This is a genomic window from uncultured Flavonifractor sp. (assembly GCF_944387675.1).
Classification (GTDB): domain Bacteria; phylum Bacillota; class Clostridia; order Oscillospirales; family Oscillospiraceae; genus Flavonifractor.
The window spans coordinates 1-19,922 of sequence record NZ_CALXFV010000015.1 but is presented as its reverse complement, the minus strand read 5'-3'; the positions used below and the strand labels follow the sequence as shown (position 1 = coordinate 19,922).

Below are 19,922 nucleotides of genomic sequence, written 5' to 3'. Positions count from 1 at the left end.
CCTCCCACCCTCACCGTATAATGGACTTGCCAAAAAAGATCCGGATTCCGCCTTCCCGCTTGCCGCGGGACGGCGCATCAATTTATAACGGAAAAGAGGCGATCCGTATGCCTTGCAGAGGCAAGCTCCTGCCCCGGCTTCTGGCCTTCCTGCTGTCGGCCGCCCTGCTGACCGGCACAGGTGTCCTGGCCGCGGAGGAAACGCAGGCCGTTTCCTATGCCGCGATCTATACAACAAGCAATATGAGAGGCAGATTATACGATCAGGACCCCCTCACCGGCTCCGCGGTGGAGGAAAGCTATTTGAAGGTGTCCACCATCATGGCCCGGGAGCGGGTGCAGATGGCAGATACCCTGTTGCTGGACGCGGGGAACGCGGTGTCCACCGGCCTGATTGGGGACGACGGGCAGGCTGTGGCCGCCGCCCTGCGGTCCATCGGCTACGACGGGCTGGTACCCGGTCTGGAGGAATTCCGCCTGGGTGCGGGCTATTGTCAGGCCTTTCTCCAAGCCCTGGCGGCGGAGGATGGGGCAGGTACACCGGTAGACGTGCTGTCGGCCAACCTGCTGGACAGCCGCCAGTCCCCCCTTGCCGACCCCTACCAGGTGTACGAGCTGAACCTAGGCGGAAGCACCCTGCGGGTTGGGGTGCTGGGGCTGGGCGGTATCGACGCTGCCCGTCAGCTGCCTGAGCGGCTGTATGGAGACACACTGTTTGCCCACGGAGACAACAGCGACCTCAGCTATCTCTGGGAATGGAACTACTGGCAGCCCCAGCTGGCCCAGGCAAAATGCGATCTGGTGGTAGTGGTCTGCCATGCCGGGCGGGAGGAGCTGGAGAAGCTGGCCGGCAGCAGCTCCGGTATCGACTTGTTTATCGGAGGAGATGGCCCGGCGGAGACCGGCACCCTGCCCAATGCGGAGGGGGAGGAGGTTCCCTATGCCTGCGGCGGCGGCACCGCGCTGACCCGCACCCTCATCAAGTTGGACGGAGACGGGCAGCCGGCGATTGTGGACAACACCGTATTGGATCTGTCGGACTGGGAGAGCGACGGGGACCTGGCCCGGAGTCTGGCGGACTGCTACACCGCTGCCAGTCAGGCGGGCCTGCGCCAGGTGGGTACCCTGTCCGGATCGTGGGAGGAGAGCTTCTCCCTCACCCGCCAGACCGATACGACAGACCTGGTGGGCGAAGCCCTGCTCTGGGCCTCCGGCGGGGACGCGGCGCTGGTCACTCCCGGCGCTCTGGGGGGATTCCCCGTGGCCTCTCTGTTTGAACGGAACAAAACCACGGCGGCCCTCACTCTCAGCGACTGTGCCAAGCTGGCCCCGGAGGACAGTCCGGTACTCCTGGTGGAGCTCACCGGTACCCAGCTGCGCCAGTGGTTGGAGGTATGCGCCGGGCGCTATACCGTCACCGACGGGGGCCAGTGCGGCGGCGGAGTGGACGCTGACGTGCTCTACGGCGCCAACTATGAACTCTATCTGGGCAGCCCCGTGGGTCAGCGGGTGGGTACTCTGTTTCTTGGGAACGGACCGGTAACCAACAGCCAGGTGTACCGGGTGGCGGTATCCGCCGCCCACCTGGCCGATCCGGAGTTTCCTCAGTGCCAGGTGCTGTGGTCCGCCGCCGCCGACCGGGACTTTGCCTCTCAGGGCGGCAGTACCGCCGCGCTTCTGGCAGCCTATGCCCAAAATGCCGCCCACGAGAGCCGGGCGCTGACGCCCACCCGCTCCGGCACCTGGGCCATCTACCCCGAGGCGGTAAACGGCGCTCTGACCCGGCTGGAATTTGTGGAGCTTCTCTACGACCTGGCCGGCCGGCCCCAGCCCGGCGCCAACTATGCCTTTATTGACGTGTCCAACAGCAACGCCGTCATCTGGGCCGCCGAAACCCGGGTGGTCAGCGGAGACGGCAGGGGAAATTTCCTGCCCCTGAGCGCGGTCACCAGAGAGCAGGCCGCCGTTATGCTCTATAACTACGTCCGGTCCCTGGGCGGAGCGGCCTCCTCCGGTGAACATCTGGAGCTGCTGCTGGATGGGGCGGAGATTTCAGCCTGGGCCAGGCCCGCGGTGGAATTCTGTCTGACCACCGGTATCCTCCCTGCCACCGGCACTCGGGAGGACCTCTACCTGCCCTCCAGCAGCGTCACCCGCAGCCAGGCGGTACAGTATTTAGCCAATCTGGCGGCCTATCTAGGCTGAATACCCGTTCAAAAGATTCAAAGAAGCGCCTGCCGCAATCGCGGCAGGCGCTTCTTCCTGCTTACTCCAGGGTCAGGTCCCCCTCCTTGATCCAGCCGATGCGCCGGAAAAACAGGCCGAACAGCCAGGCCAGCAGCGCAGGAAGCACAAAGCAGATGAGGAGCATTCCCACCCAGTCGGCGGCGGTAATGGCCGCCTTGGCGCCGGTGGCCACGTCGTTCACCCAGCCGGTGTACACCCCGATGGGACCCACCATACCGCAGGTCCCCATGCCGGAGGCTACGCCTCCGGAGGGGTCGTTCATCTCAAAGTGGAACAGGCAGGTGGCGATGGGGCCTGTGACGGCGGAGGTCAGAATGGCGGGCAACCAGATCCGGGGGTTTTTCACAATGTTGCCCATTTGCAGCATGGAAGTCCCAAGGCCCTGGCTCACCAGACCGCCCCAGCGGTTTTCCCGGAAGGAGAGCACGGCAAAGCCCACCATATTGGCGCAGCAGCCCGCCACCGCCGCCCCGCCGGCCAGACCGGTGAGGCCGATGGCGGCGCAGATGGCCGCCGAGGAAATGGGCAGGGTCAGGGCCACGCCGATGACCACCGACACCAGGATGCCCATCCAGAAGGGCTGGAGAATGGTGGCCCACTCCACAAAGTCCCCCACCGCAGAGGCAGCTGAACCGATGGCGGGCGCCCACCAGGCCGAGAGCACCACACCGCTGAGAATGGTCACCAACGGGGTAACCAAAATGTCGATTTTGGTCTCCTTGCTGACGATTTTGCCCAACTCGGCGGCGATGATGGCGATGAAGAGCACCGCCAGCGGCCCGCCGGCCCCCTTGCCCCCGTCCAGAGTGGTGGAGCCCAGGGCGTTGGCGGCATAGCCCACCGTGGCCAGGGAAAAGAGCACCAGCGGCGGGGCCTTCAGGGCATAGCCAATGGCGATGGCCATAGCCGCCCCGCTCATGGCAGAGGCATAGGCCCCCACCTGCACCAGAAAAGCGACGCCCAGCTGGTCCCCCAGGGTGTCCAGAATGGTGCCGATGAGCAGGGAGCAGAACAAGCCCTGGGCCATGGCTCCCAGGGCGTCAATACCGTAGCGGCGGGCGGAGATGACCACGTCCTTCCGCTTCAAAAATGCTTGGATGTCTTCCATATCCATCTCTCTCCAGTCAAAAAATAGGACATTACAGGTGTCTTGACACCTGTAATGTCCTATTATAGCAACCGGAAAAAATTTGTCAATCCCCTTTTCGGCCCTTTCGGTAGAGCACTACCGCCAGAATCGCGCCGCCCGCCATCAGGATAAGCCCGACGGCAAGGATCACGGCGGCAAAGGTCAAAAACACTTCTCCCATAGAGGAGACACCCATGGACATGTCCATGGTCTGCTCCGGCAGCATCATATCCCACCCGGTGCCGCCAAAATAGTCCCCTACCGTCACCTGAAACATCCGCCCAAAGGCAAACCGGGCCAGACCGCCCACCAGCGTAATACCCGCGCCGCTGAGGGCGATATATACCCCCGCCAGCCAGCCATACCGGCGAATCAGCTCCTCAATACCCCCAAAGCTCCGGCGGCGGTACCGGCGCGGCTCCGGTTCCGGGGGCGGGGCCTGGCGTTTCGGCTCCTCCGGGCTGAGCAGCTCGTCGGTGGTCACCCCGAAGGCCCTGGCCAGGGCCATCAGCTTGTCCACCTCGGGGGTGGCATCCCCCAGTTCCCACTTGCTCACCGCCTGGCGGGACACTCCCACCCGTGCGGCCAGCTCTTCCTGGGACAGTTTGTTCTCCTTGCGGTAGTATTGAATTTTCTCACTTAATGTCACAGTCCGTCACCTCCTGACAACCTCAGCCTACCAGAAAACCCGGTTGCGGGCCACCAGCAACGGCTGGAACTTTTCGCAACCGCCGGTTGCGGCGGCTCAGATATACCCCAAAAGGCCCCGGACGGATACCTCGCCGGAGGAGAGGACCTCCTCCCCGCCGTCTTTCCAGGCCACCCGGAGGGAGAAGTCCGCCTCTACCCCCAGGGCGGTTCCCTCCCGCTCTCCCGCACCCATAAGCACCCGGACGGATCTGCCCACCGTCAGGCAGTCCGCCCGGTAGCGGTCCAGCCACCGCTGCCGCTCCCGAGGAAATTGGGCGTACAGCCTGTCCAGGCTGTCCAGCAGCGCCCGGGCCACCTCTGCCCGGCGGGGAGCCTGTCCCAGGGCCTGGGACAGGGAAACCGCCACTGGAGCCACCTCCGGGCCGAAGTCGGCCGCATCCTGGCTGATGTTCACTCCGATACCCACCACCACATAGCGCAGGGCTGCGGTCTCCGCCTCCAGCTCCAGCTCGGTGAGAATGCCGCATACTTTACGGCCCTCCAAAATCACGTCATTGGGCCACTTGATGCCGGGCCGGACCCCGCATACTTCTTCAATGGCGTCACATACCGCCACCGCCGACCAGGCGGTGAGGGCCGGCACCTCCCCCAGGGGACAGGCAGGCCGGAGCAGTACGGAGAGGTAAAGCCCTTTCCCCGCCGGGGAGACAAAGCTCCGGCCCCGGCGGCCCCGGCCGCCGGTCTGGCATCCCGCCACCACCGCCAGTCCGTCCGGAACCTGCTCCACCGCCCGGCGCTTGAGCTCATTGTTGGTGGAATCCACCGTGTCCAGGCACAGAATCTCCTGCCCCACCCGGCGGCCGGGTTGAAACAGCTCCCCCGGGGAGAGCCGGTCGGGGGACTCCTCCAGCCAGTACCCCAGCCGGGGCGCGGAGGCAATCACATATCCCTCCTGCCGCAGGCCCTCCATCGCCTTCCACACAGCCGCCCGGCTTACTCCCAGCTTCCGGCTCATGGCCTCCCCGGAGAGGGGCTTCCCCGCCTGGGCGCGCAGCAGCGCCAGTACCTCTTCCCGCAGCATGTCCATCCCTCCTGTCCTTTTCCCCATTGTACCCGGTTCCCACGCAGTATGTCAACTTTTCTTTTTTTGTGGTTGACATTTCTATCATTGTAAACTATAATCTATCGGAAGTTTACATTTGGAGGGATTCCATGAACAGCAAACAGCTCACTCTGACCGGCATGATGGCCACACTGATTGTCCTGTGCGCCTGGCTCACCATACCCACGGTGGTCCCCTTCACCATGCAGACCTTCGCCATTTTTTTGGCGGTGGGGCTGCTGGGGGGCAAGCTGGGCAGCCTGGCGGTTGGGGTATACCTGCTGTTGGGGGCGGTGGGTCTGCCGGTATTTTCCGGATTCCGGGGTGGACTGGGTACCCTGGCGGGGGTTACCGGAGGCTATCTGGTGGGCTTTCTGGTGATGGCCCTGGTGATGTGGCTGGGGGAGCGGCTGTTGGGGACGGGAACGGCGGCCTTTCTCTTCTCCGCCATCGCGGGACTGGCGGCATGCTACCTGTTCGGCACGGCGTGGTACCTGCTGCTCTACACCAGCAGCGTGGGGCCGGTGGGCCTGGGCGTGGTGCTGTGGCAGTGCGTTCTCCCCTTCCTGATTCCCGACGGCATCAAGCTGGCCCTGGCCCTGGCCCTGCGGCAGCGGCTGCGCCGGGTGGTTCAGGCGGCATAAGGCATATCCCCGCCTGTTGTCCCATATAGATTAGACAAGACTATGTGGGAAAGGCGGGGTGTAGGATGCCCTATGAGGACAACCGGGCGCGGCCGGAGGCCGCCCATCACGTGATCCTGGAGGAGCGGGAGCGCCTCTCGGTATCCGGCGTGGAAGAAGTGGAGAGCTTTGACGAGACCACCATCGTCATGTCCACCACCCGCGGCACGCTGGTGATCCGGGGGGAGGGCCTGCACATTGAAAAGCTGAGCTTGGACGGCGGAGATTTGAGGGTGGAGGGGGAGATTGACGGACTGACCTATGAGGACGGTGGCCGGGACCGGGATCGGGGCCTGCTGGCCCGCCTCTTCCGCTGAGATGGCCGGACCGCTGGCGTGGCAGGTCCTCTTTCTGGGGGGCGCACTGGTGCTGGGTTTGGGGGTAGGCCTGCTCTACGATCTGTTCCGGGTGCTGCGGGTGCGCGTCCCCCTTCCGCTGCTGGGGGGCGCGCTGGACCTGCTGTTCTGGCTGGTGGTCACGGTGGGACTCTTTATTTACACCACCGCCGCCGGCCGGGGCGAGGTCCGGCTCTACACAGTGGCAGCGGTGCTGCTGGGCGCCGTCCTCTATTTTCTGTGGGCCAGTCCCTGGGTGCTCCGAGCGGGCTACGCCGCCGCCGATTTGATTACTATTTTTTGTAAAATCCTCACCTTCCCTCTGAGAATGCTCTTACTGCTGGGCAAAAAAATTTCAAAAACTGCAAAAAAATCCTTCCATTATCGGCTGAAGTGGTATAAAATAAGACTACTATCCAGGGAAATGGATGAGATACATCAGGCAGAACAGGCACAAGCCGGGGAAGGAGCCGTCCATGAAGGCGAAAAAAGCGTCTCTTCTGACAAAAATTGTGGTTCTGGCTCTGCTCATCGCCGCCGCCACCGGGCTGCTGAATCTGCGGGGCAGGATCAGCGCGGCCCAGGCCGATCTGGCGGAGGCTCAGGCGGAGGTGGCCGCACAGAAGCAGGTCAACGCCGACCTGGCCGACGCGGTGGAAAACAGCGGCGATCCGGAGCGGCAGACGGACATCGCCCGGGATAAGCTGGGCCTGGTAGAGCCGGGAGAGTATGTCTTCTATTTCACCGATTGAATTTAAAAGAGAGGATTTAGCTGGCAGTATGGAGTTTGGTGTTGGTTCGATTGTGGAAGGAAAGGTCACGGGGATTACGAAGTTTGGGGCCTTTGTCGCCTTGCCGGAGGGCAAGTCGGGATTGGTGCATATCTCCGAGATCGCCTATACCTATGTCAACGATGTAAAGGATCATCTGAAGGAAGGTCAGGAGGTCAAGGTCAAGGTCATCGGCATTGACGAGAACGGCCGCATCAACCTCTCCATCAAGAAGGCGATGGACCCCCCGCCCCGTCCCGCAGCCCAGGGCGGCCGCCCCGGCGGCGTACGCGCTGCGGGCCACGGCGGCGGTGTGGGATTCCGGGGCAAGCCTGCCCCGGCGGAGCCCACCAGCTTTGAAGACCGGCTGAAGCAGTTTATGGCCGCCTCGGACAGCAAGCTGTCCGAGCTGCGCCAGGCGGAGCGCCGCAGCTCCCGCCGGGGCGGCCGCAAATAAGTCTATCTGAAAAGCACCCCCGTGCAGGCGCTGCCTGCACGGGGGTGCTTTTCTTAGGTCGGTTTGGGGATGCGGGAATTCTTTCTGTCCTCCGGCAGGGTGGGTTACACGCTCTCCGGATTTTCCAGGTGGCCGCCAAAGGCCTCCACGGCGCGGACATCGGCCTCCCGCTTTCCCTCGATGGCCTCTTTGAGCAGCATATCCTTCACCTTCATCAGACGGATGGTGTTGGCCCGCTCATTCTCGTCCAGCTTCATGGAGATATACTTGATGGCCTCCTGCATCTGGGGAATTTTCACATACTCCAGGGCGTTGACCCGGCGGCGGGTCTTCTCGATCTCCTCCGCCAGCAGCTGGGAGGTCTTTTCAATCTCCGCCAGCTTCAGCATATCCTGAAAGACCCCGGACAGGGCATCCACGGCGCCGTCCAGCTCACCGGAGGTGGCGGCAAAGCCGTAGGGGTAGATTTCCCCCGCGTCATCGCTTTTGGTGCGGAAGTGGTAGATGGGTACGTTGACGCTCATAATGTTCTGGAAGGTCATGTCCAGCTCCACCGCCTGCTTGGGATACAGGAGCGACTGCTCCAGCATTTCGCTGGACATGAGGGCGGAGGCCACGGTAAAGGAACCGTGGGCGCGCATCAGCCCCTCCTCCACCTTCTTCCGCAGAGCCCGGTTTTCCCGCACCACATCCATGAACTGCTTCATCAGCTCGTCCCGCTTATCCTTCAGCAGCTTGTGGCCCCGGATGGAGGTCTTCAGCCGGCCCTTCAGCCGGGTCAGCTCCTGCCGGGTGGGGTTCACGTTAATGGCGGGCATACCTTATCCCTCCTTTTTCGGGAGGTATTTGTCGATATACTCCGGCTTGATGCGCTTCAGCTCCGCCTTGGGCAGCAGGCTCAGCAAATCCCAGCCCAGATCCAGGGTCTCGATGACGGAGCGGTTCTCGTCCACGCCCTGGGAGACATAGCGCTTCTCAAACTCGTCGGCGAACTTGGCGTACTGCAAATCGGTGGGAGAGAGGGCGGCCTCGCCCAGGATGCTCATCAGCTCCTTGTTCTCCTTACCGGTGGAGTAGGCGGCAAACAGCTGGTTCATGGTGCCGGCGTGGTCCTCCCGGGTCTTGCCCACGCCTACGCCCTTGTCCTTCAGACGGGACAGGGAGGGTAGCACGTCCACCGGGGGGTTGACGCCCTTGCGGTACAGCTCACGGGACAGGATGATCTGGCCCTCGGTGATATAGCCGGTCAGGTCGGGGATGGGATGGGTCTTGTCGTCCTCAGGCATGGTGAGGATGGGGATCATGGTGATGGAGCCGCTCTTGCCCAGCTGACGGCCGGCCCGCTCGTACATGGTGGCCAGGTCGGTGTACAGGTAGCCGGGGTAGCCCCGGCGACCGGGGACTTCCTTCTTGGCCGCGGACACCTCGCGGAGGGCCTCGGCGTAGTTGGTGATGTCGGTGAGGATAACCAGCACGTGCATGTTCTTCTCAAACGCCAGGTACTCCGCGGCGGTAAGGGCCATACGGGGGGTGGCGATACGCTCCACGGCGGGGTCGTTGGCCAGGTTGGTGAAGAGCACGGTGCGGTCGATGGCGCCGGTGCGGCGGAACTCCTGCACGAAGAAGTCGGACTCCTCAAAGGTGATGCCGATGGCGGCAAACACCACGGCGAAGTTGGCCGCGTCGTCTCCCAGCACCTTGGCCTGGCGGGCGATCTGAGCGGCCAGGGCGGCGTGGGGCAGGCCGGAGCCGGAGAAGATGGGCAGCTTCTGGCCCCGGACCAGGGTATTCAGGCCGTCGATGGTGGAAATACCGGTCTGAATAAACTCGTTGGGGTAGTCCCGGGCGGCGGGGTTCATGGGCAGGCCGTTGATGTCCCGGTATTCATCGGCCATGATCTCGGGGCCGCCGTCAATGGGACGGCCCATGCCGTTGAATACCCGGCCCAGCATATCGCCGGACACCGCCAGCTGGAGGGGATGACCCAAAAAGCGGATTTTGGACTGGGCCAGATTGATGCCGGCGGAGGATTCAAACAGCTGCACCACCGCGTTGTCGCCGTTGACCTCCAGCACCTTGCAGCGGCGCACGGTGCCGTCGGGCAGCTCGATCTCTGCCAGCTCGTCATAGGTGACGCCCTGGACCTTCCGCACCACCATCAGAGGGCCGTTGATCTCCTGGATCGTACGATATTCACGGATCATGCCTCAGCACCTCCCTTGGCGGCAATGGCCTCAATCTCTTCCTCCATCTCACGGGCCATGTCGGCGTAGACGGTGGGGAACTGGTCGTCGGGTACGCTCTTGGCCCGGCCCATCCGTTCCCGGAAGGGAATGACGAACAGCTCGGACACCGGCGCGCCCTTCTCAATGGCGGCCCGGCACAGCTTGTCGTAGTCCAGAATCATCTGGATCATCTTGTCCTGCCGCTCGTAGCTGGAGTACCAGTCCACCTCCATGAAGCCGTTCTGCTGGAGGAAGTCCTCCCGCAGCATCTTGGCGGTCTCCAGGGTGAGCTGGTCCGCCGCGGACAGGGAGTCCTTGCCCACCAGCTGCACAATCTCGTTCAGGCTGGCCTCCTCCTGGAGGATGGCCATGGATTTGTCCCGGTTGGCCATGAACTGGGCGCCCAGATTCTCGTCATACCAGCTCTTCAGGGAATCCAGGTACAGGGAGTAGGAGTTGAGCCAGTTGATGGCGGGGAAGTGACGGCGGTAGGCCAGGGAGGCGTCCAGAGCCCAGAATACCTTGACGATACGCATGGTGGCCTGGGAAACAGGCTCGGACAGGTCGCCGCCGGGAGGCGACACGGCGCCCACGGCGGTGAGGCTGCCCCGGCGGTCCCCCTCAGAGCAGATACACTCCACCATACCGGCCCGCTCGTAGAACTGGGCCAGACGGGAGGACAGGTAGGCGGGGTAGCCTTCCTCGCCGGGCATCTCTTCCAGACGGCCGGACATCTCACGCAGGGCCTCGGCCCAGCGGGAGGTGGAGTCGGCGATGACGGCCACGTCGTAGCCCATGTCCCGGAAATACTCGGCGATGGTGATGCCGGTGTAGATGGACGCCTCACGGGCGGCCACGGGCATGTCGGAGGTGTTGGCGATAAGCACCGTCCGCTTCATCAGGGACTCGCCGGTGCGGGGGTCCACCAGCTCGGGGAACTCCCGCAGCACGTCGGTCATCTCGTTGCCCCGCTCGCCGCAGCCGATATACACCACGATGTCCACGTCCGACCACTTGGCCAGCTGGTGCTGCATCACCGTCTTGCCCGAGCCGAAGGGGCCGGGGATGGCGGCGGTGCCGCCCTTGGCGATGGGGAACATGGCGTCGATAATCCGCTGGCCGGACAGCAGGGGCTTGCGGGGGGGATACTTGTGCTTGTAGGGGCGGCCCACACGGACGGGCCACTTCTGCACCATGGTCAGCTCATGCTTCTCCCCGTTCTCGTCCACCAGGACGGCCACGGTGTCCAGCACGGTAAAGCTGCCGGACTGGATGGATGCAATGGTGCCGCGCATGGTGGGGGGAATCATGATTTTGTGGAGCACCACGCTGGTCTCCTGGACGGTGCCGATGACGTCGCCGCCGGCCACCTTGTCCCCGGGCTTGACCACAGCGTTGAACTCCCACTTCTTCTCCCGGTCCAGGGCGGGAACCTCCACGCCTCTGGGCAGGTTGTTCCCCCCGGTCTTTTTCATAATCTCCTCCAGGGGGCGCTGGATACCGTCGTAAATATTCTCGATAATGCCGGGACCCAATTCCACGGACAGGGGGGCGCCGGTGGTCTCCACCACCGCGCCGGGACCCAGGCCGGAGGTCTCCTCATAGACCTGGATGGAGGCGGCGTCACCGTTCATGGTGAGGATCTCACCGATGAGTCGCTGCTCACCCACGCGGACCACGTCGGCCATGTTGGCGTCGGTCAGTCCGGTGGCCACCACCAGCGGGCCGGAGACTTTCACGATTTTTCCGCTCAAATAGTTCAACCTTCTTTCTCGTCGGGACAAGCTGCGCATCCCTTGCCCCGGTTCACGTCCACAGAGAGAGTTACAAAATGTCCGCGCCCACGGCCCGCTCCACGGCCCGTTTCACATTGGCCATACCAATGCCCAGGGAGCCGTCCTTGCCGGGGATGAGGATAATCGCCGGGGTGAGCTCATCCTTGTACCGGGCAATCTCCGGTCCCATGCCGGCGGCATACTGCTCGGTGAGGTAGATCACCGCGTAGTTCTCCTTGGCCAGCTCATGGAGGGTGCGCCTGGCCTCCTCCACGTTCTCGGCAGGAAAGACGCTCAGCCCCAGGGCCTTGAATCCCAGCACGCTGTCCTTGTCTCCCAGCACCGCGATCTTGTAGTTAGCCATAGCACTCACGCAGCCTTTCCCGGATGGTGTCCCCGTCCAGCCCCGCCATGCGGCCGGACAAAATGGTGCGGATGGCGGTAAATTCGCTCTCCCTGGCGTAGAGGTAGCCGATCACCGCCTGCTCTCCGAAGGGAATCCGGCGGGCCTGGGACAGGTAACGCATCACCGCGTCGTCACACATGCGCTCGAAGGCGGTAAGCTCCCCACTGCCGGGGGCGGTCAGGGCGGCGCCCGCCGCCGCTGCCTCGCTGAGGGGACCCGCCCGAAACAGGGAGGCCAGGTCGGTCCCCTTCCCGGAGGTCAGGGTGTGTACCTCCACGTTGCCGCCGGGGAGAAGCACCTGGCTCAAGAAGTCGCTGCCCTTGCCCATCCGGGCGGCCCGGACGGCGGAGCGCAGATTGGTCTCGTCAATGAGCAGGCGCACATAGCCCTGGAGGAAGGCGCTGCCGGTTTCCTGCGCTGCCTGGCGCATCTCCTCAAAATAGGCCCGGTCCAGCACAAAGTCCGCCAGCTGGGGGTCACCGCCACCGCCCAGCAGCTCCCGGGCCTGGACTACCGCCTGCCGGAAGGGATCAGTGAAGTCCCGCAGGCTGTCCCGCTGGAAAGCGTCCTTGATCTGGGCCGCCGTCCACCGGCCTCCCTCCATCAGCAGCCGGTCGGCCTCGGTACCCACCGCCGCCGCCTTAATAAGGGTTTTGGCATTGTGGTAATCATACTTCATCTGGAAAACTTCCAGCAGCCGCCGGTGGGGTACCGCCCCCTTCAGCTCCTTGTACAGGGCGCCCCGGGCGGCGGAGAGCATCTCATCCAGGCCGGCGTGGGTGAGGGCGGGCAGCTCCCCGTATCCGCATTCCACCAAAACCTTGGCGGCCTCCTCGTCGGTGCGGGCCTCCAGCATCCGCTCCATCCGCTCCCGGGTCAGCAGGCGGGTCTCCATGGCCCGGATACGGGCGGATATGGTGAGATAATCCGTATCTTTGATCTTAGTCAAGCCATTGCCTCCTTACTTGTAAGGAGCGCATCAGTCAAAGAGCACCTGAGCAACCTCCCGGTCCAACTCGCCCCGCTGGAGGCGTACCAGGGTCTCAAAGGTACAGTTGACCTCCACGTTCCCGTCGCTGAGGATGAGGCCGCCCTTGATGGGCCGGGTCTGCTCGGACAGGGTGAGGTGTCCGTCCCCCAGCCGCTCGTTGGCCTGGGTGACCACCGCCTTGCCGTAGCGGGTGCGGTCCTTCTGGGAGAAGATGACCGCCTCCCGCCCGGTGGAGGAGGCCTTCACCGCCAGCTCCGCCAGCAGAGCCACATACTCCTTTTCCGGCAGGCTCAGCAGCTGTTCCAGCGCCAGGTCATAGGCGCGGGAGAGCATCTCCTGCTTGGCCGCCAGTTCCAGCTTTCGGGCGTCCAGCTGGGCCACGCTGGCCAGCCGCTCCACCCGCTCGTCCGCGTTGCGCCTGCCCCGGGCCAGGATCTCCTCGCTCTCCCGGCGGGCCTGCGCCTCATACCGGGCGGTGATCTCATCGGCCTGGCGGCGGGCCTCGGACAGGATGCCCTCAATCTCCCGCCCCGCGTCCTCCGCGATGCGCCCGGTGATTTTCTCAATTCCGTCCATAACGCGCCTTTCTGCTTCTTAGAAGCCGAACATGATCATCAGGAAGGAGATCAGCAGGGACAGGATGGCGTAGAACTCCACGATGATACACAGCACCATGCCCTTGGACCAGTCGTTGGGGTTCTTGGCCACAATGTTCACGGAGGCGGCGGCCACCCGGCCCTGGGCGATACCGGAAAGCAGGCCGCCCAGCGCCATGGGCAGGCAGGCGCCCAGAATGAGCAGGCCGTTGGCAATGCTCAGGTTGGCCACGGTGCCGTCAAACAGCCCCATCTTCATCAGGGCCAAAAAGCCGATGACCAGGCCGTACAGGCCCTGGGTGCCGGGGATGACCTGAAGGATCATGCACTTGGAGAACTGGCTGGGGTCCTCGGCCAGCAGGCCGGCGCCCGCCTCACCGGCGATGCCGGTACCTTTCGCGGAGCCGACGCAGGCCAGGCCGGCGGCCAGAGCGGCACCCAGGAAGCCAAAGAAGGGGCCGGCGTTGTTGATCAGAAATTCACCGAATGTCATGTTATTGTTCCTCCTTAATGTCGACAAATTTTGTCGCAATGTTCAGGGGCCGCCAGGGGCGTCCGCCCTCTTCATAGAACTGCTTGAAAAATTCCAGGTATTGCAGACGGGAGGTGTGCACATAGGTGCCGATTACGTTCAGACCGATGTTGAAGGCGTGACCCACAATGAAGATGACAAAGAAGATGGGAATGCCGATGGCCGGGGGCAGGCCGCCGCCGGGCATGGCGCCCAGAATGTTGAACACCTGGCCGATAACCGACCCGGCCAGCATCATCACCATCAGACGGGAATAGGAGAGGATGTCTCCAAAATACCCGGTCACGCCGTTGTACACCGCGCCGATCACCGCCGTCACCTTGCCCAGGCCCTTGCCGTTGCGGGCCTGGCCCAGCAGCATCACACAGCCCAGAATGAGCACCACGGGATACCCCGAGACATTGCCCACACCCAGGGCGAACAAACCGATGCCCACAAAGATGACCCACCAGGTGCCGATGTCCAGCACCGCGTCCACCACCTGGCCCCGGCGGCACAGCATCCAGAACTTCACCGCCATGCCCACCACGATCTGTACCAGGCCCACCGCCAGGGCGAACACCAGCACGGTCATGGGGTCCTCCATCACGTTGAGGAGCGGAGCGGCCACGCCGCTGCCCTCCGGCACGGAGAGGAAGGGGATGGCGGGCTGGGACAGGCCCAGCATACCGGTAAACTGCACCAGGAAGTCGGAGAAGAAGCCGCCGGTGAGCAGGCCGATCACCGCGGAGGAAACGCCGCACATGATCATCAGCCGGACCAGTTGTCCAAAGCCCCCCTTGGGCCGCACCTTCAGGTGAAGGAACAGACAGGCGCCGGCCAGAATCAGGCCGTAGCCCAGATCGGCAAACATGAAGCCGAAAAAGAAGATATAAAACGGAGCCATCAGGCCGTTTGGGTCCACCCCGTCGTAGGCGGGGAGGGAGTACATCTCAGTGATGGTGGTCAGCGGCTCGGTGAAGCGGTTGTTTTTCAGCTTCACCGGCACCACCGGGTAGTCCTCCGGCGCAGGGTCGGCGGTCTCCCAGCAGCAGTCGAACTTGGACAGCTGCTCCAGCAGAGCCTGCTCCTCCGGCGCCGGCACCCAGCCCTCCAGGAAAAAGGCGGTGCTGCTGTCCAGCAGCCGGCAGCGGGCCTCCTCCCGGGCAATCTCCTGATCCGCCCGGTCCAGGCACTGCTCCAGCGCCCCTTTCTTTCCGGCAAAGGCGCCCACCTGGGCGATGACGTCCTCCAGCTTTTGGGCGGCGGCGGCCATCTGTTCATCCAGCTGTTTGTCGTTCTCCGCCGCCGTACCTGTCCAGCCCCGCAGGGCCGCCCGGGAAAAGCCGTACTCCTTCAGCACGCTCTGGCACTCCTCCTCCACACTGCGGTGGCAGAGGAAAACCAGATACTTCAGCTCCCGGTCCTCACCGGCCCGCATCAACTGATACAGATCGGTGACTGCCGACAGCGACCCCTCCATAGCGTCCAGATCCACTGCGGCGGCCACGGTGCCGAAGTGCACCGCCACCTCCGCCGTGGAGGCTGTCTCCAGAGGGATATCCAGCGCCAGCCAGGGCGCCAGCGCCAGCTTTTGGGTCCTCAGCTTGTTCTGCTCGGCATACAGCGCGGAGATCTGCCGCTCCAGCTCCACCAGGCGCCCGGCATCCGCCAGACCCGCCTGGTAGGCCCCGTCGTCAAACAGCTCCGCCTCCGTAATCACCGGCCGGGGCGTCAGCAGCCCGCCCTTCTGCTTGGGTCCGTATTTTTTCAGGGCCTTCAGGGCGTTCTCCACGCTGGTCCGGGCATCTCTGGCCCGGTTCAGCGCCCCGGTGTCCGGCCGCGTCAGAGCCGCCCAATCCGGGTCCCCTGATCGGTCCCCGGGCTCGTCGATCTCCACGCAGCCCAAATGCTGAAGCAGCCGCAGCATGGCCGGACGCTGGTCCTGCATGCCGATGAGGCGCAGCCGCTTCATTTTCACAATGGACATCAGCTCTTCACTACCCTTCTCACGATGCTCCCGGCGGCATCCGCCAGGCGGCCCTCCGCCTTGGCACGCAGGCCGTCACAGACCTGTTTGGTCTGCTCCATCACCTCCGCCGCGTGCTCCGCCGCTTTCTCCTCCGCCTGCTGCAGGAAGCCCCGCACCTGGGTTTCCGCCTCAGCCCTGGCCTGAGCCAGATGGGCCTTGCCCGCCCGCTCGGCCTCCGCCACCATGCGTTTGGCCTCCGTCTGGGCTTCCACCTTGCGCTGCCGGTTGGCCTGCTCAGCCTGAGTCACCTGCTTGATCGCTTCCAGAGACATGCTCTCACCGCCTTTCCGCATCCGGTTTTTCCACAGGAATAAACTTCCGATGATACTTGCATCATACTTCAAATGCGCCGTGATTTCAAGTTTAAAATTATCAGTTTAGTTTTTTGACTAACTCTTTTAAACCAAAAATTTTATTTTTATGCAAGTTTACCCTAGGATTCCCTGTTAGTTTGCGCTCTTTTGCGCCACAAATATTTATTTATTGCAAAAAAATATTTTTTCGACAAATAGCGGCGCCCGCTGTTGGAAGCGGGCGCCGCAGCTTGCTGAAAAACTTCCCCTCGCAGGGAGCCTCGCGGCGTTCTGTCGCCCGCAGGCGACAGAACCAAATGGAAATCCGTCATTCCCGAGGACATGTGCCTCAGGAATGACCCTTCTCAGGACGGATCGGGCGACGATTTCCCAAAAATCGAGGTCGATCCGTCCTGCAGCCTTTTCCGATAGTCTCGGGGCATTCTTTTTCACTTCATACCGCTATGAAAGGGCGGGTAGTACCGCCCACTGGTTTCCCTGGGGCTGCTGGCCCTGGGGAAACCAGGGGATCACAGGCACATCCGCCAGCGTGGGCAGGGGTTCTTCTCCTTCCTGGGCCACCAGCACCCGGTCGGCCTCCTCCTCCAGCAGGGCGGCGGTCTGGCCACTGCCGTCGCTCTGGCCGGTGAGCACGCCGGAACTGCTCACCACCGATACCACCATCTGGGGGTACTCGGCCAGGACGGCGTCCAGTTCCCGGAAGAACTGCTCCAGCGGACCGGTGAGGTTTTCCGGGTCGTAACTGTCCCCAACCAGGATCTTATCCAGCCTGCCCTGGGTGGGAAAACCGCAGTTGTCCAGCAAAAGTTCGTCAAAGCCCAGCTCCGCCAGTTCCCGGCAGATCCCAACCACGTAGGCCCGGGCCTGCTCATTGGCGGGACTGAGCCAGCGGTAATCTCCCTCGTCCCGCCAGTTTCCGGTGCTTCTGGGGATGGCCAGGGCCATGTCCGACCGGGGCGCCGCGTTGTCCCGGAAGCAGGAGACCCGGGCCACGGTGTGCAGCGTGCCGGTATTGAGCATCTGGATGGCGGCGTTAATGGCCGGGTCGGTGGCGGAGACCTGGGCCTGCTGGGCCAGCTGTTGCTGGGAGATGTAGCCCAGGCTGCCGTCGTCGGCCTTCATATCAAAGATGACGGCGGTGGCCCCCGCCTGCTCCGCCTGAGCAACCGCCGTACCGTCGTACAGGGCGGTCCGCTCCAGCAGGACGCCGCGAAAGTCGGGCAGCGGCGTGGGGGTGGGCGTGGGCGTCGCCTCGGGGGTGGTCAGCACCACCGCCGGAGCGGAGCTGTCCGGCTCCGGTTCCTCCCGGTTTTGGAAAAAGGGCAGCTCCAGCCGCACTCCGTCGGAGGAGTATACCACATAAGGCTCCAGGAAAAGCAGCGCCGCCAGCGCCGCTGCCAGCAGCAGAATCAGCACCACAATGAGCACCTTCAAAAACGTACCGAACCGGTTGCGGCCGTGGTACGCGTCATAGGAATCCCGTTTCACCTGTACTCAGCCTCTCTCCTCTTATCCTCTTCGCAAACGGCCCTCAGCGCTCCTTCTCCTCCGCCCGGGCCAGTGCCTGGTCCAGCTTTTGCAGGGCGGTGGCGATCAGTACACGGTCCTCCTCCGGCATGGTATGCAGCAGGGAGTCAAAGTAGCCCCCCACGTCGGTAGATGCCTTGTCCCGCAGCTCCACGTATTTCTCCGTGGCGCACACGTAGATCACCCGGCGGTCCAGCTCACTGCGCTGCCGCTTAGCCAGGCCCAGCTTCTCCAGCCGGTCCACAATGCCGGAGACGGTGCTGTTGGCGCTTCCCGTCCGCTCGGCCAGGGTACTGATGGGAATCGCCTCCCCCTCACCCAGCACGGTAAGCACCAGCGCCTGAGGAAAGGTCAGGTTCAGGCGGCCGAAATGGCTGCGGAACTGCTGGGACATGTGCTGGGTCAGGCGCAGATACGACATAAAGATATCAGGCTGTTCCATTGTTCCATCGGACTCCTTTCTACATCCTCCGGCGGCATCAGGTTCATCCCATAGCGGGGGTGGCCATCCGGTCCAGAAGCACCGCCAGCTGCGCCCGGGTGGCCAGGCCGTCGGGATCAATTTCCCCGCCGCTTCCCTCCAGCCAGCCCATGCCCACCGCGTGCTGTACCCCCTCCGTGGCCCAGTCGCTGATCTGATTGGCGTCGTCAAACAAGTTCAGGGCGCCCTCCGCCAGGGTCACGCCCTGATACTGGTCGTAGCGGGTGAGCAGCACCGCCAGCTCCTGCCGGGTGACATCCTGCTCGGGATGAAAGGCGCCCTGGCCGTCGCCGCCGGCAATCCCCGCCTCTCTACCCCAAGACACCGCCTGGGCATACCAGGCCCCCTCCGCCACGTCGGAGAAGCCGGAGGGGGACGACGGGGCGGGGCTGCCCTCCATCCGCCACAGCACGGTGACTACCATCCCCCGGGTCACGTTGCCCAGAGGGTTGAAATGGGTTTCATCCACTCCGGTCATATAGCCCTGCTCCGCCGCGCGATAGACCTCCGCCTCATACCAGGCGCCGGCGGGTACGTCCGCAAAGCTCCACGCCGCCGCCGCAGGCAGGCGCAGCGCCGCCCACAGCCCCAAAGCGCAGGCCAAGGTCATCCATCCCTTTTTCACCAAATCCACATCCTATCTGCGCAAAAATCAAGTCCTGCTTTTCCAGGTCCTTCTCATTTTGCGTTATTATACGACACGGATTTTAAAATTTTATGAACAACAGGAAATCTGAAAGAAATTTCAGGTTTTACGCAAAAACGGGAGGGGTTTCCCTCCCGTCTGCGAATTTTTCACGCTAAATGGTCAAAGCCCAGTCCATCAACACCAGCAGGCCGAAACCAGGCGCTCCCAGCAGTCCCAGTACCAGGGCGTTGGCCAGATTCACACCCAGCCTCAGCCCCAGGGAACCCCCCGCTAGGCTCAAGGCGTAGAGCACCCCCAGGCCCACACCCGTCCGCATGGCCAGATGAACCAGGGCATTCAGGGGCCGCCGCAGCGCCATCAGCGCCAGGGCCAGAATCAGCCCGCCCACGATCCAGGGCAGGGCGTCCAAAAGCCAATCCATACTGCAGCACCTCCTCCGGCAGCGGGTCCCGTTTCCGCCCCTACCTCTGCTCCGCCGCGCGTTCCAGCTCCTTCAGCCGGCGCAGCAGGTAGGCGTACCGGGACTGAAGGGCGTTGATCTCATACACGTAGGATTCAATGAGGTCCGGGTCCCGGACGGCGTTAAAGCCCTGATAGGCCTGGGCAATCTGCCGGTTGGTCTGGGTCAGGCACTGGGCCAGAGTCCTCCGGTCTTCCTCCCGGGGGTCCTCCCGCCGCCTGCCCAGGGGAAAGCTCCGCGCTGTCTCCGTCATGGTCTGTTCCTCCCTCCGGGTACTCCCGTTCTGATGATATCCTATTGCCTAGTCTGGTCAAATATGTCCGGGTTTATTCCGTTTTTTTCCTGTTGTACTCCGGCTGTTCCGGCACATACTAGGCTCGGACAGGCAAGCGTTCCGCCGTCCGCATCTCCTTTTAAGCCGGTGCCGGGTGAGCTCACCCTCTGGCGAAAGGCGAAAGGAGCAGCCGGACCAGAGCAAATGCCTCTCCTTTTTCCAGGGGCGCGGGTGCAGAAGCACCGCGCCCCTGTTGTTTTCTTGACACGTCCGGGAAACATACGATATTATAATAAAATACAGCACAT

Annotated in this window: 22 protein-coding genes and 1 pseudogene; 6 read left to right on the top strand and 17 right to left on the bottom strand. The window is 63.4% G+C overall.

Going from position 1 to position 19,922, the window contains the following annotated elements; all coding sequences use genetic code 11:
* The first annotated feature begins 107 nt into the window (after nucleotides 1–107).
* Nucleotides 108–2,204, top strand: a complete 2,097-nt coding sequence (locus Q0J74_RS02890) for a 5'-nucleotidase C-terminal domain-containing protein (RefSeq protein WP_297210329.1) — start codon at nucleotides 108–110, stop codon at nucleotides 2,202–2,204.
* 61 nt (nucleotides 2,205–2,265) lie between these two features.
* Here the strand turns inward: Q0J74_RS02890 and Q0J74_RS02885 are convergent, their stop codons facing one another.
* The 3 genes from Q0J74_RS02885 to Q0J74_RS02875 all read right to left on the bottom strand — a co-directional run bounded on the left by Q0J74_RS02885 (nucleotide 2,266) and on the right by Q0J74_RS02875 (nucleotide 5,107).
* Nucleotides 2,266–3,354 carry a PTS transporter subunit IIC gene (locus Q0J74_RS02885; protein ID WP_297210327.1) on the bottom strand — a complete coding sequence of 363 codons (1,089 nt, stop codon included), beginning with the start codon at nucleotides 3,352–3,354 and terminating at the stop codon, nucleotides 2,266–2,268.
* A gap of 85 nt (nucleotides 3,355–3,439) precedes the next feature.
* Nucleotides 3,440–4,024: a helix-turn-helix transcriptional regulator gene (locus tag Q0J74_RS02880; RefSeq protein WP_297210325.1), complete on the bottom strand. Its 585-nt coding sequence runs from the start codon at nucleotides 4,022–4,024 to the stop codon at nucleotides 3,440–3,442.
* A gap of 96 nt (nucleotides 4,025–4,120) precedes the next feature.
* A complete protein-coding gene (locus Q0J74_RS02875) occupies nucleotides 4,121–5,107 on the bottom strand; it encodes a biotin--[acetyl-CoA-carboxylase] ligase (protein WP_297210322.1) in 987 nt (328 codons plus the stop codon).
* Nucleotides 5,108–5,238: 131 nt separating this feature from the next.
* On the opposite strand from Q0J74_RS02875, the gene Q0J74_RS02870 reads away from it, so the two are divergent.
* From Q0J74_RS02870 to Q0J74_RS02855, 5 genes and pseudogenes are all read left to right on the top strand, one after another.
* The gene (locus tag Q0J74_RS02870) at nucleotides 5,239–5,772 is read left to right on the top strand and encodes a biotin transporter BioY (protein ID WP_297210316.1); all 534 of its coding nucleotides are present in this window, start codon (nucleotides 5,239–5,241) and stop codon (nucleotides 5,770–5,772) included.
* A gap of 65 nt (nucleotides 5,773–5,837) precedes the next feature.
* On the top strand, nucleotides 5,838–6,128 hold the full coding sequence (gene yabP, locus Q0J74_RS02865; RefSeq protein ID WP_297210313.1) for a sporulation protein YabP: 291 nt from the start codon (nucleotides 5,838–5,840) through the stop codon (nucleotides 6,126–6,128).
* A pseudogene (gene yabQ / locus Q0J74_RS11090) lies at nucleotides 6,073–6,387 on the top strand (spore cortex biosynthesis protein YabQ); the annotation flags it as partial. The gene yabP and the pseudogene yabQ, both read left to right, overlap by 56 nt.
* A 235-nt stretch (nucleotides 6,388–6,622) precedes the next feature.
* Nucleotides 6,623–6,898 carry a septum formation initiator family protein gene (locus Q0J74_RS02860; RefSeq protein WP_297210310.1) on the top strand — a complete coding sequence of 92 codons (276 nt, stop codon included), beginning with the start codon at nucleotides 6,623–6,625 and terminating at the stop codon, nucleotides 6,896–6,898.
* Between the two features lie 28 nt (nucleotides 6,899–6,926).
* A complete protein-coding gene (locus Q0J74_RS02855; protein ID WP_297210307.1) occupies nucleotides 6,927–7,373 on the top strand; it encodes a S1 RNA-binding domain-containing protein in 447 nt (148 codons plus the stop codon).
* 104 nt (nucleotides 7,374–7,477) lie between these two features.
* On the opposite strand, the gene Q0J74_RS02850 is transcribed toward Q0J74_RS02855, so the two are convergent.
* The 14 genes from Q0J74_RS02850 to Q0J74_RS02785 all read right to left on the bottom strand — a co-directional run bounded on the left by Q0J74_RS02850 (nucleotide 7,478) and on the right by Q0J74_RS02785 (nucleotide 19,593).
* Entirely contained in the window at nucleotides 7,478–8,191 is a 714-nt protein-coding gene (locus tag Q0J74_RS02850; protein WP_297210303.1) for a V-type ATP synthase subunit D, read from the bottom strand.
* A gap of 3 nt (nucleotides 8,192–8,194) precedes the next feature.
* Nucleotides 8,195–9,577 carry a V-type ATP synthase subunit B gene (locus tag Q0J74_RS02845; protein WP_297210300.1) on the bottom strand — a complete coding sequence of 461 codons (1,383 nt, stop codon included), beginning with the start codon at nucleotides 9,575–9,577 and terminating at the stop codon, nucleotides 8,195–8,197.
* Nucleotides 9,574–11,391 carry a V-type ATP synthase subunit A gene (locus Q0J74_RS02840; protein WP_297210297.1) on the bottom strand — a complete coding sequence of 606 codons (1,818 nt, stop codon included), beginning with the start codon at nucleotides 11,389–11,391 and terminating at the stop codon, nucleotides 9,574–9,576. Before Q0J74_RS02840 ends, Q0J74_RS02845 begins: the two co-directional genes overlap by 4 nt.
* A gap of 31 nt (nucleotides 11,392–11,422) precedes the next feature.
* Nucleotides 11,423–11,737 carry a V-type ATP synthase subunit F gene (locus tag Q0J74_RS02835; protein WP_297210294.1) on the bottom strand — a complete coding sequence of 105 codons (315 nt, stop codon included), beginning with the start codon at nucleotides 11,735–11,737 and terminating at the stop codon, nucleotides 11,423–11,425.
* Nucleotides 11,730–12,728, bottom strand: coding sequence for a V-type ATPase subunit (locus Q0J74_RS02830; protein WP_297210291.1), 999 nt, complete (start codon nucleotides 12,726–12,728; stop codon nucleotides 11,730–11,732). Before Q0J74_RS02830 ends, Q0J74_RS02835 begins: the two co-directional genes overlap by 8 nt.
* A 30-nt stretch (nucleotides 12,729–12,758) precedes the next feature.
* Complete coding sequence (locus Q0J74_RS02825; protein WP_297210288.1) at nucleotides 12,759–13,346, bottom strand: V-type ATP synthase subunit E; 588 nt, start codon at nucleotides 13,344–13,346, stop codon at nucleotides 12,759–12,761.
* An 18-nt stretch (nucleotides 13,347–13,364) separates the two neighbouring features.
* Nucleotides 13,365–13,859, bottom strand: a complete 495-nt coding sequence (locus tag Q0J74_RS02820; RefSeq protein WP_297210285.1) for a V-type ATP synthase subunit K — start codon at nucleotides 13,857–13,859, stop codon at nucleotides 13,365–13,367.
* Nucleotide 13,860: 1 nt separating this feature from the next.
* On the bottom strand, nucleotides 13,861–15,867 hold the full coding sequence (locus Q0J74_RS02815; RefSeq protein WP_297210283.1) for a V-type ATP synthase subunit I: 2,007 nt from the start codon (nucleotides 15,865–15,867) through the stop codon (nucleotides 13,861–13,863).
* Nucleotides 15,867–16,181, bottom strand: a complete 315-nt coding sequence (locus tag Q0J74_RS02810; RefSeq protein ID WP_297210280.1) for a hypothetical protein — start codon at nucleotides 16,179–16,181, stop codon at nucleotides 15,867–15,869. Before Q0J74_RS02810 ends, Q0J74_RS02815 begins: the two co-directional genes overlap by 1 nt.
* Before the next feature lie 483 nt (nucleotides 16,182–16,664).
* The gene (locus Q0J74_RS02805) at nucleotides 16,665–17,711 is read right to left on the bottom strand and encodes a putative glycoside hydrolase (RefSeq protein WP_297210277.1); all 1,047 of its coding nucleotides are present in this window, start codon (nucleotides 17,709–17,711) and stop codon (nucleotides 16,665–16,667) included.
* Nucleotides 17,712–17,754: 43 nt separating this feature from the next.
* On the bottom strand, nucleotides 17,755–18,192 hold the full coding sequence (locus tag Q0J74_RS02800; RefSeq protein ID WP_297210275.1) for a MarR family winged helix-turn-helix transcriptional regulator: 438 nt from the start codon (nucleotides 18,190–18,192) through the stop codon (nucleotides 17,755–17,757).
* Nucleotides 18,193–18,235: 43 nt separating this feature from the next.
* Nucleotides 18,236–18,856 (bottom strand): S-layer homology domain-containing protein, encoded by a 621-nt coding sequence (locus Q0J74_RS02795; RefSeq protein WP_297210272.1) that lies wholly within the window; start codon nucleotides 18,854–18,856, stop codon nucleotides 18,236–18,238.
* A gap of 175 nt (nucleotides 18,857–19,031) precedes the next feature.
* Nucleotides 19,032–19,301: a pro-sigmaK processing inhibitor BofA family protein gene (locus Q0J74_RS02790; protein WP_297210269.1), complete on the bottom strand. Its 270-nt coding sequence runs from the start codon at nucleotides 19,299–19,301 to the stop codon at nucleotides 19,032–19,034.
* Between the two features lie 40 nt (nucleotides 19,302–19,341).
* Nucleotides 19,342–19,593 (bottom strand): DUF2508 family protein, encoded by a 252-nt coding sequence (locus tag Q0J74_RS02785; RefSeq protein ID WP_297210266.1) that lies wholly within the window; start codon nucleotides 19,591–19,593, stop codon nucleotides 19,342–19,344.
* Between the last annotated feature and the right edge of the window lie 329 nt (nucleotides 19,594–19,922).

What these genes read in the sequence shown, in the direction of transcription:
- Q0J74_RS02890 (WP_297210329.1), top strand. Translation starts at nt 108, where the DNA reads ATGCCTTGCAGAGGCAAGCTCCTGCCCCGGCTTCTGGCCTTCCTGCTG.
- Q0J74_RS02885 (WP_297210327.1), bottom strand. Translation starts at nt 3,354, where the DNA reads ATGGAAGACATCCAAGCATTTTTGAAGCGGAAGGACGTGGTCATCTCC.
- Q0J74_RS02875 (WP_297210322.1), bottom strand. Translation starts at nt 5,107, where the DNA reads ATGCTGCGGGAAGAGGTACTGGCGCTGCTGCGCGCCCAGGCGGGGAAG.
- Q0J74_RS02870 (WP_297210316.1), top strand. Translation starts at nt 5,239, where the DNA reads ATGAACAGCAAACAGCTCACTCTGACCGGCATGATGGCCACACTGATT.
- yabP (WP_297210313.1), top strand. Translation starts at nt 5,838, where the DNA reads ATGCCCTATGAGGACAACCGGGCGCGGCCGGAGGCCGCCCATCACGTG.
- Q0J74_RS02860 (WP_297210310.1), top strand. Translation starts at nt 6,623, where the DNA reads ATGAAGGCGAAAAAAGCGTCTCTTCTGACAAAAATTGTGGTTCTGGCT.
- Q0J74_RS02855 (WP_297210307.1), top strand. Translation starts at nt 6,927, where the DNA reads ATGGAGTTTGGTGTTGGTTCGATTGTGGAAGGAAAGGTCACGGGGATT.
- Q0J74_RS02850 (WP_297210303.1), bottom strand. Translation starts at nt 8,191, where the DNA reads ATGCCCGCCATTAACGTGAACCCCACCCGGCAGGAGCTGACCCGGCTG.
- Q0J74_RS02845 (WP_297210300.1), bottom strand. Translation starts at nt 9,577, where the DNA reads ATGATCCGTGAATATCGTACGATCCAGGAGATCAACGGCCCTCTGATG.
- Q0J74_RS02840 (WP_297210297.1), bottom strand. Translation starts at nt 11,391, where the DNA reads ATGCGCAGCTTGTCCCGACGAGAAAGAAGGTTGAACTATTTGAGCGGA.
- Q0J74_RS02835 (WP_297210294.1), bottom strand. Translation starts at nt 11,737, where the DNA reads ATGGCTAACTACAAGATCGCGGTGCTGGGAGACAAGGACAGCGTGCTG.
- Q0J74_RS02825 (WP_297210288.1), bottom strand. Translation starts at nt 13,346, where the DNA reads ATGGACGGAATTGAGAAAATCACCGGGCGCATCGCGGAGGACGCGGGG.
- Q0J74_RS02820 (WP_297210285.1), bottom strand. Translation starts at nt 13,859, where the DNA reads ATGACATTCGGTGAATTTCTGATCAACAACGCCGGCCCCTTCTTTGGC.
- Q0J74_RS02815 (WP_297210283.1), bottom strand. Translation starts at nt 15,867, where the DNA reads ATGTCCATTGTGAAAATGAAGCGGCTGCGCCTCATCGGCATGCAGGAC.
- Q0J74_RS02810 (WP_297210280.1), bottom strand. Translation starts at nt 16,181, where the DNA reads ATGTCTCTGGAAGCGATCAAGCAGGTGACTCAGGCTGAGCAGGCCAAC.
- Q0J74_RS02800 (WP_297210275.1), bottom strand. Translation starts at nt 18,192, where the DNA reads ATGGAACAGCCTGATATCTTTATGTCGTATCTGCGCCTGACCCAGCAC.
- Q0J74_RS02790 (WP_297210269.1), bottom strand. Translation starts at nt 19,301, where the DNA reads ATGGATTGGCTTTTGGACGCCCTGCCCTGGATCGTGGGCGGGCTGATT.
- Q0J74_RS02785 (WP_297210266.1), bottom strand. Translation starts at nt 19,593, where the DNA reads ATGACGGAGACAGCGCGGAGCTTTCCCCTGGGCAGGCGGCGGGAGGAC.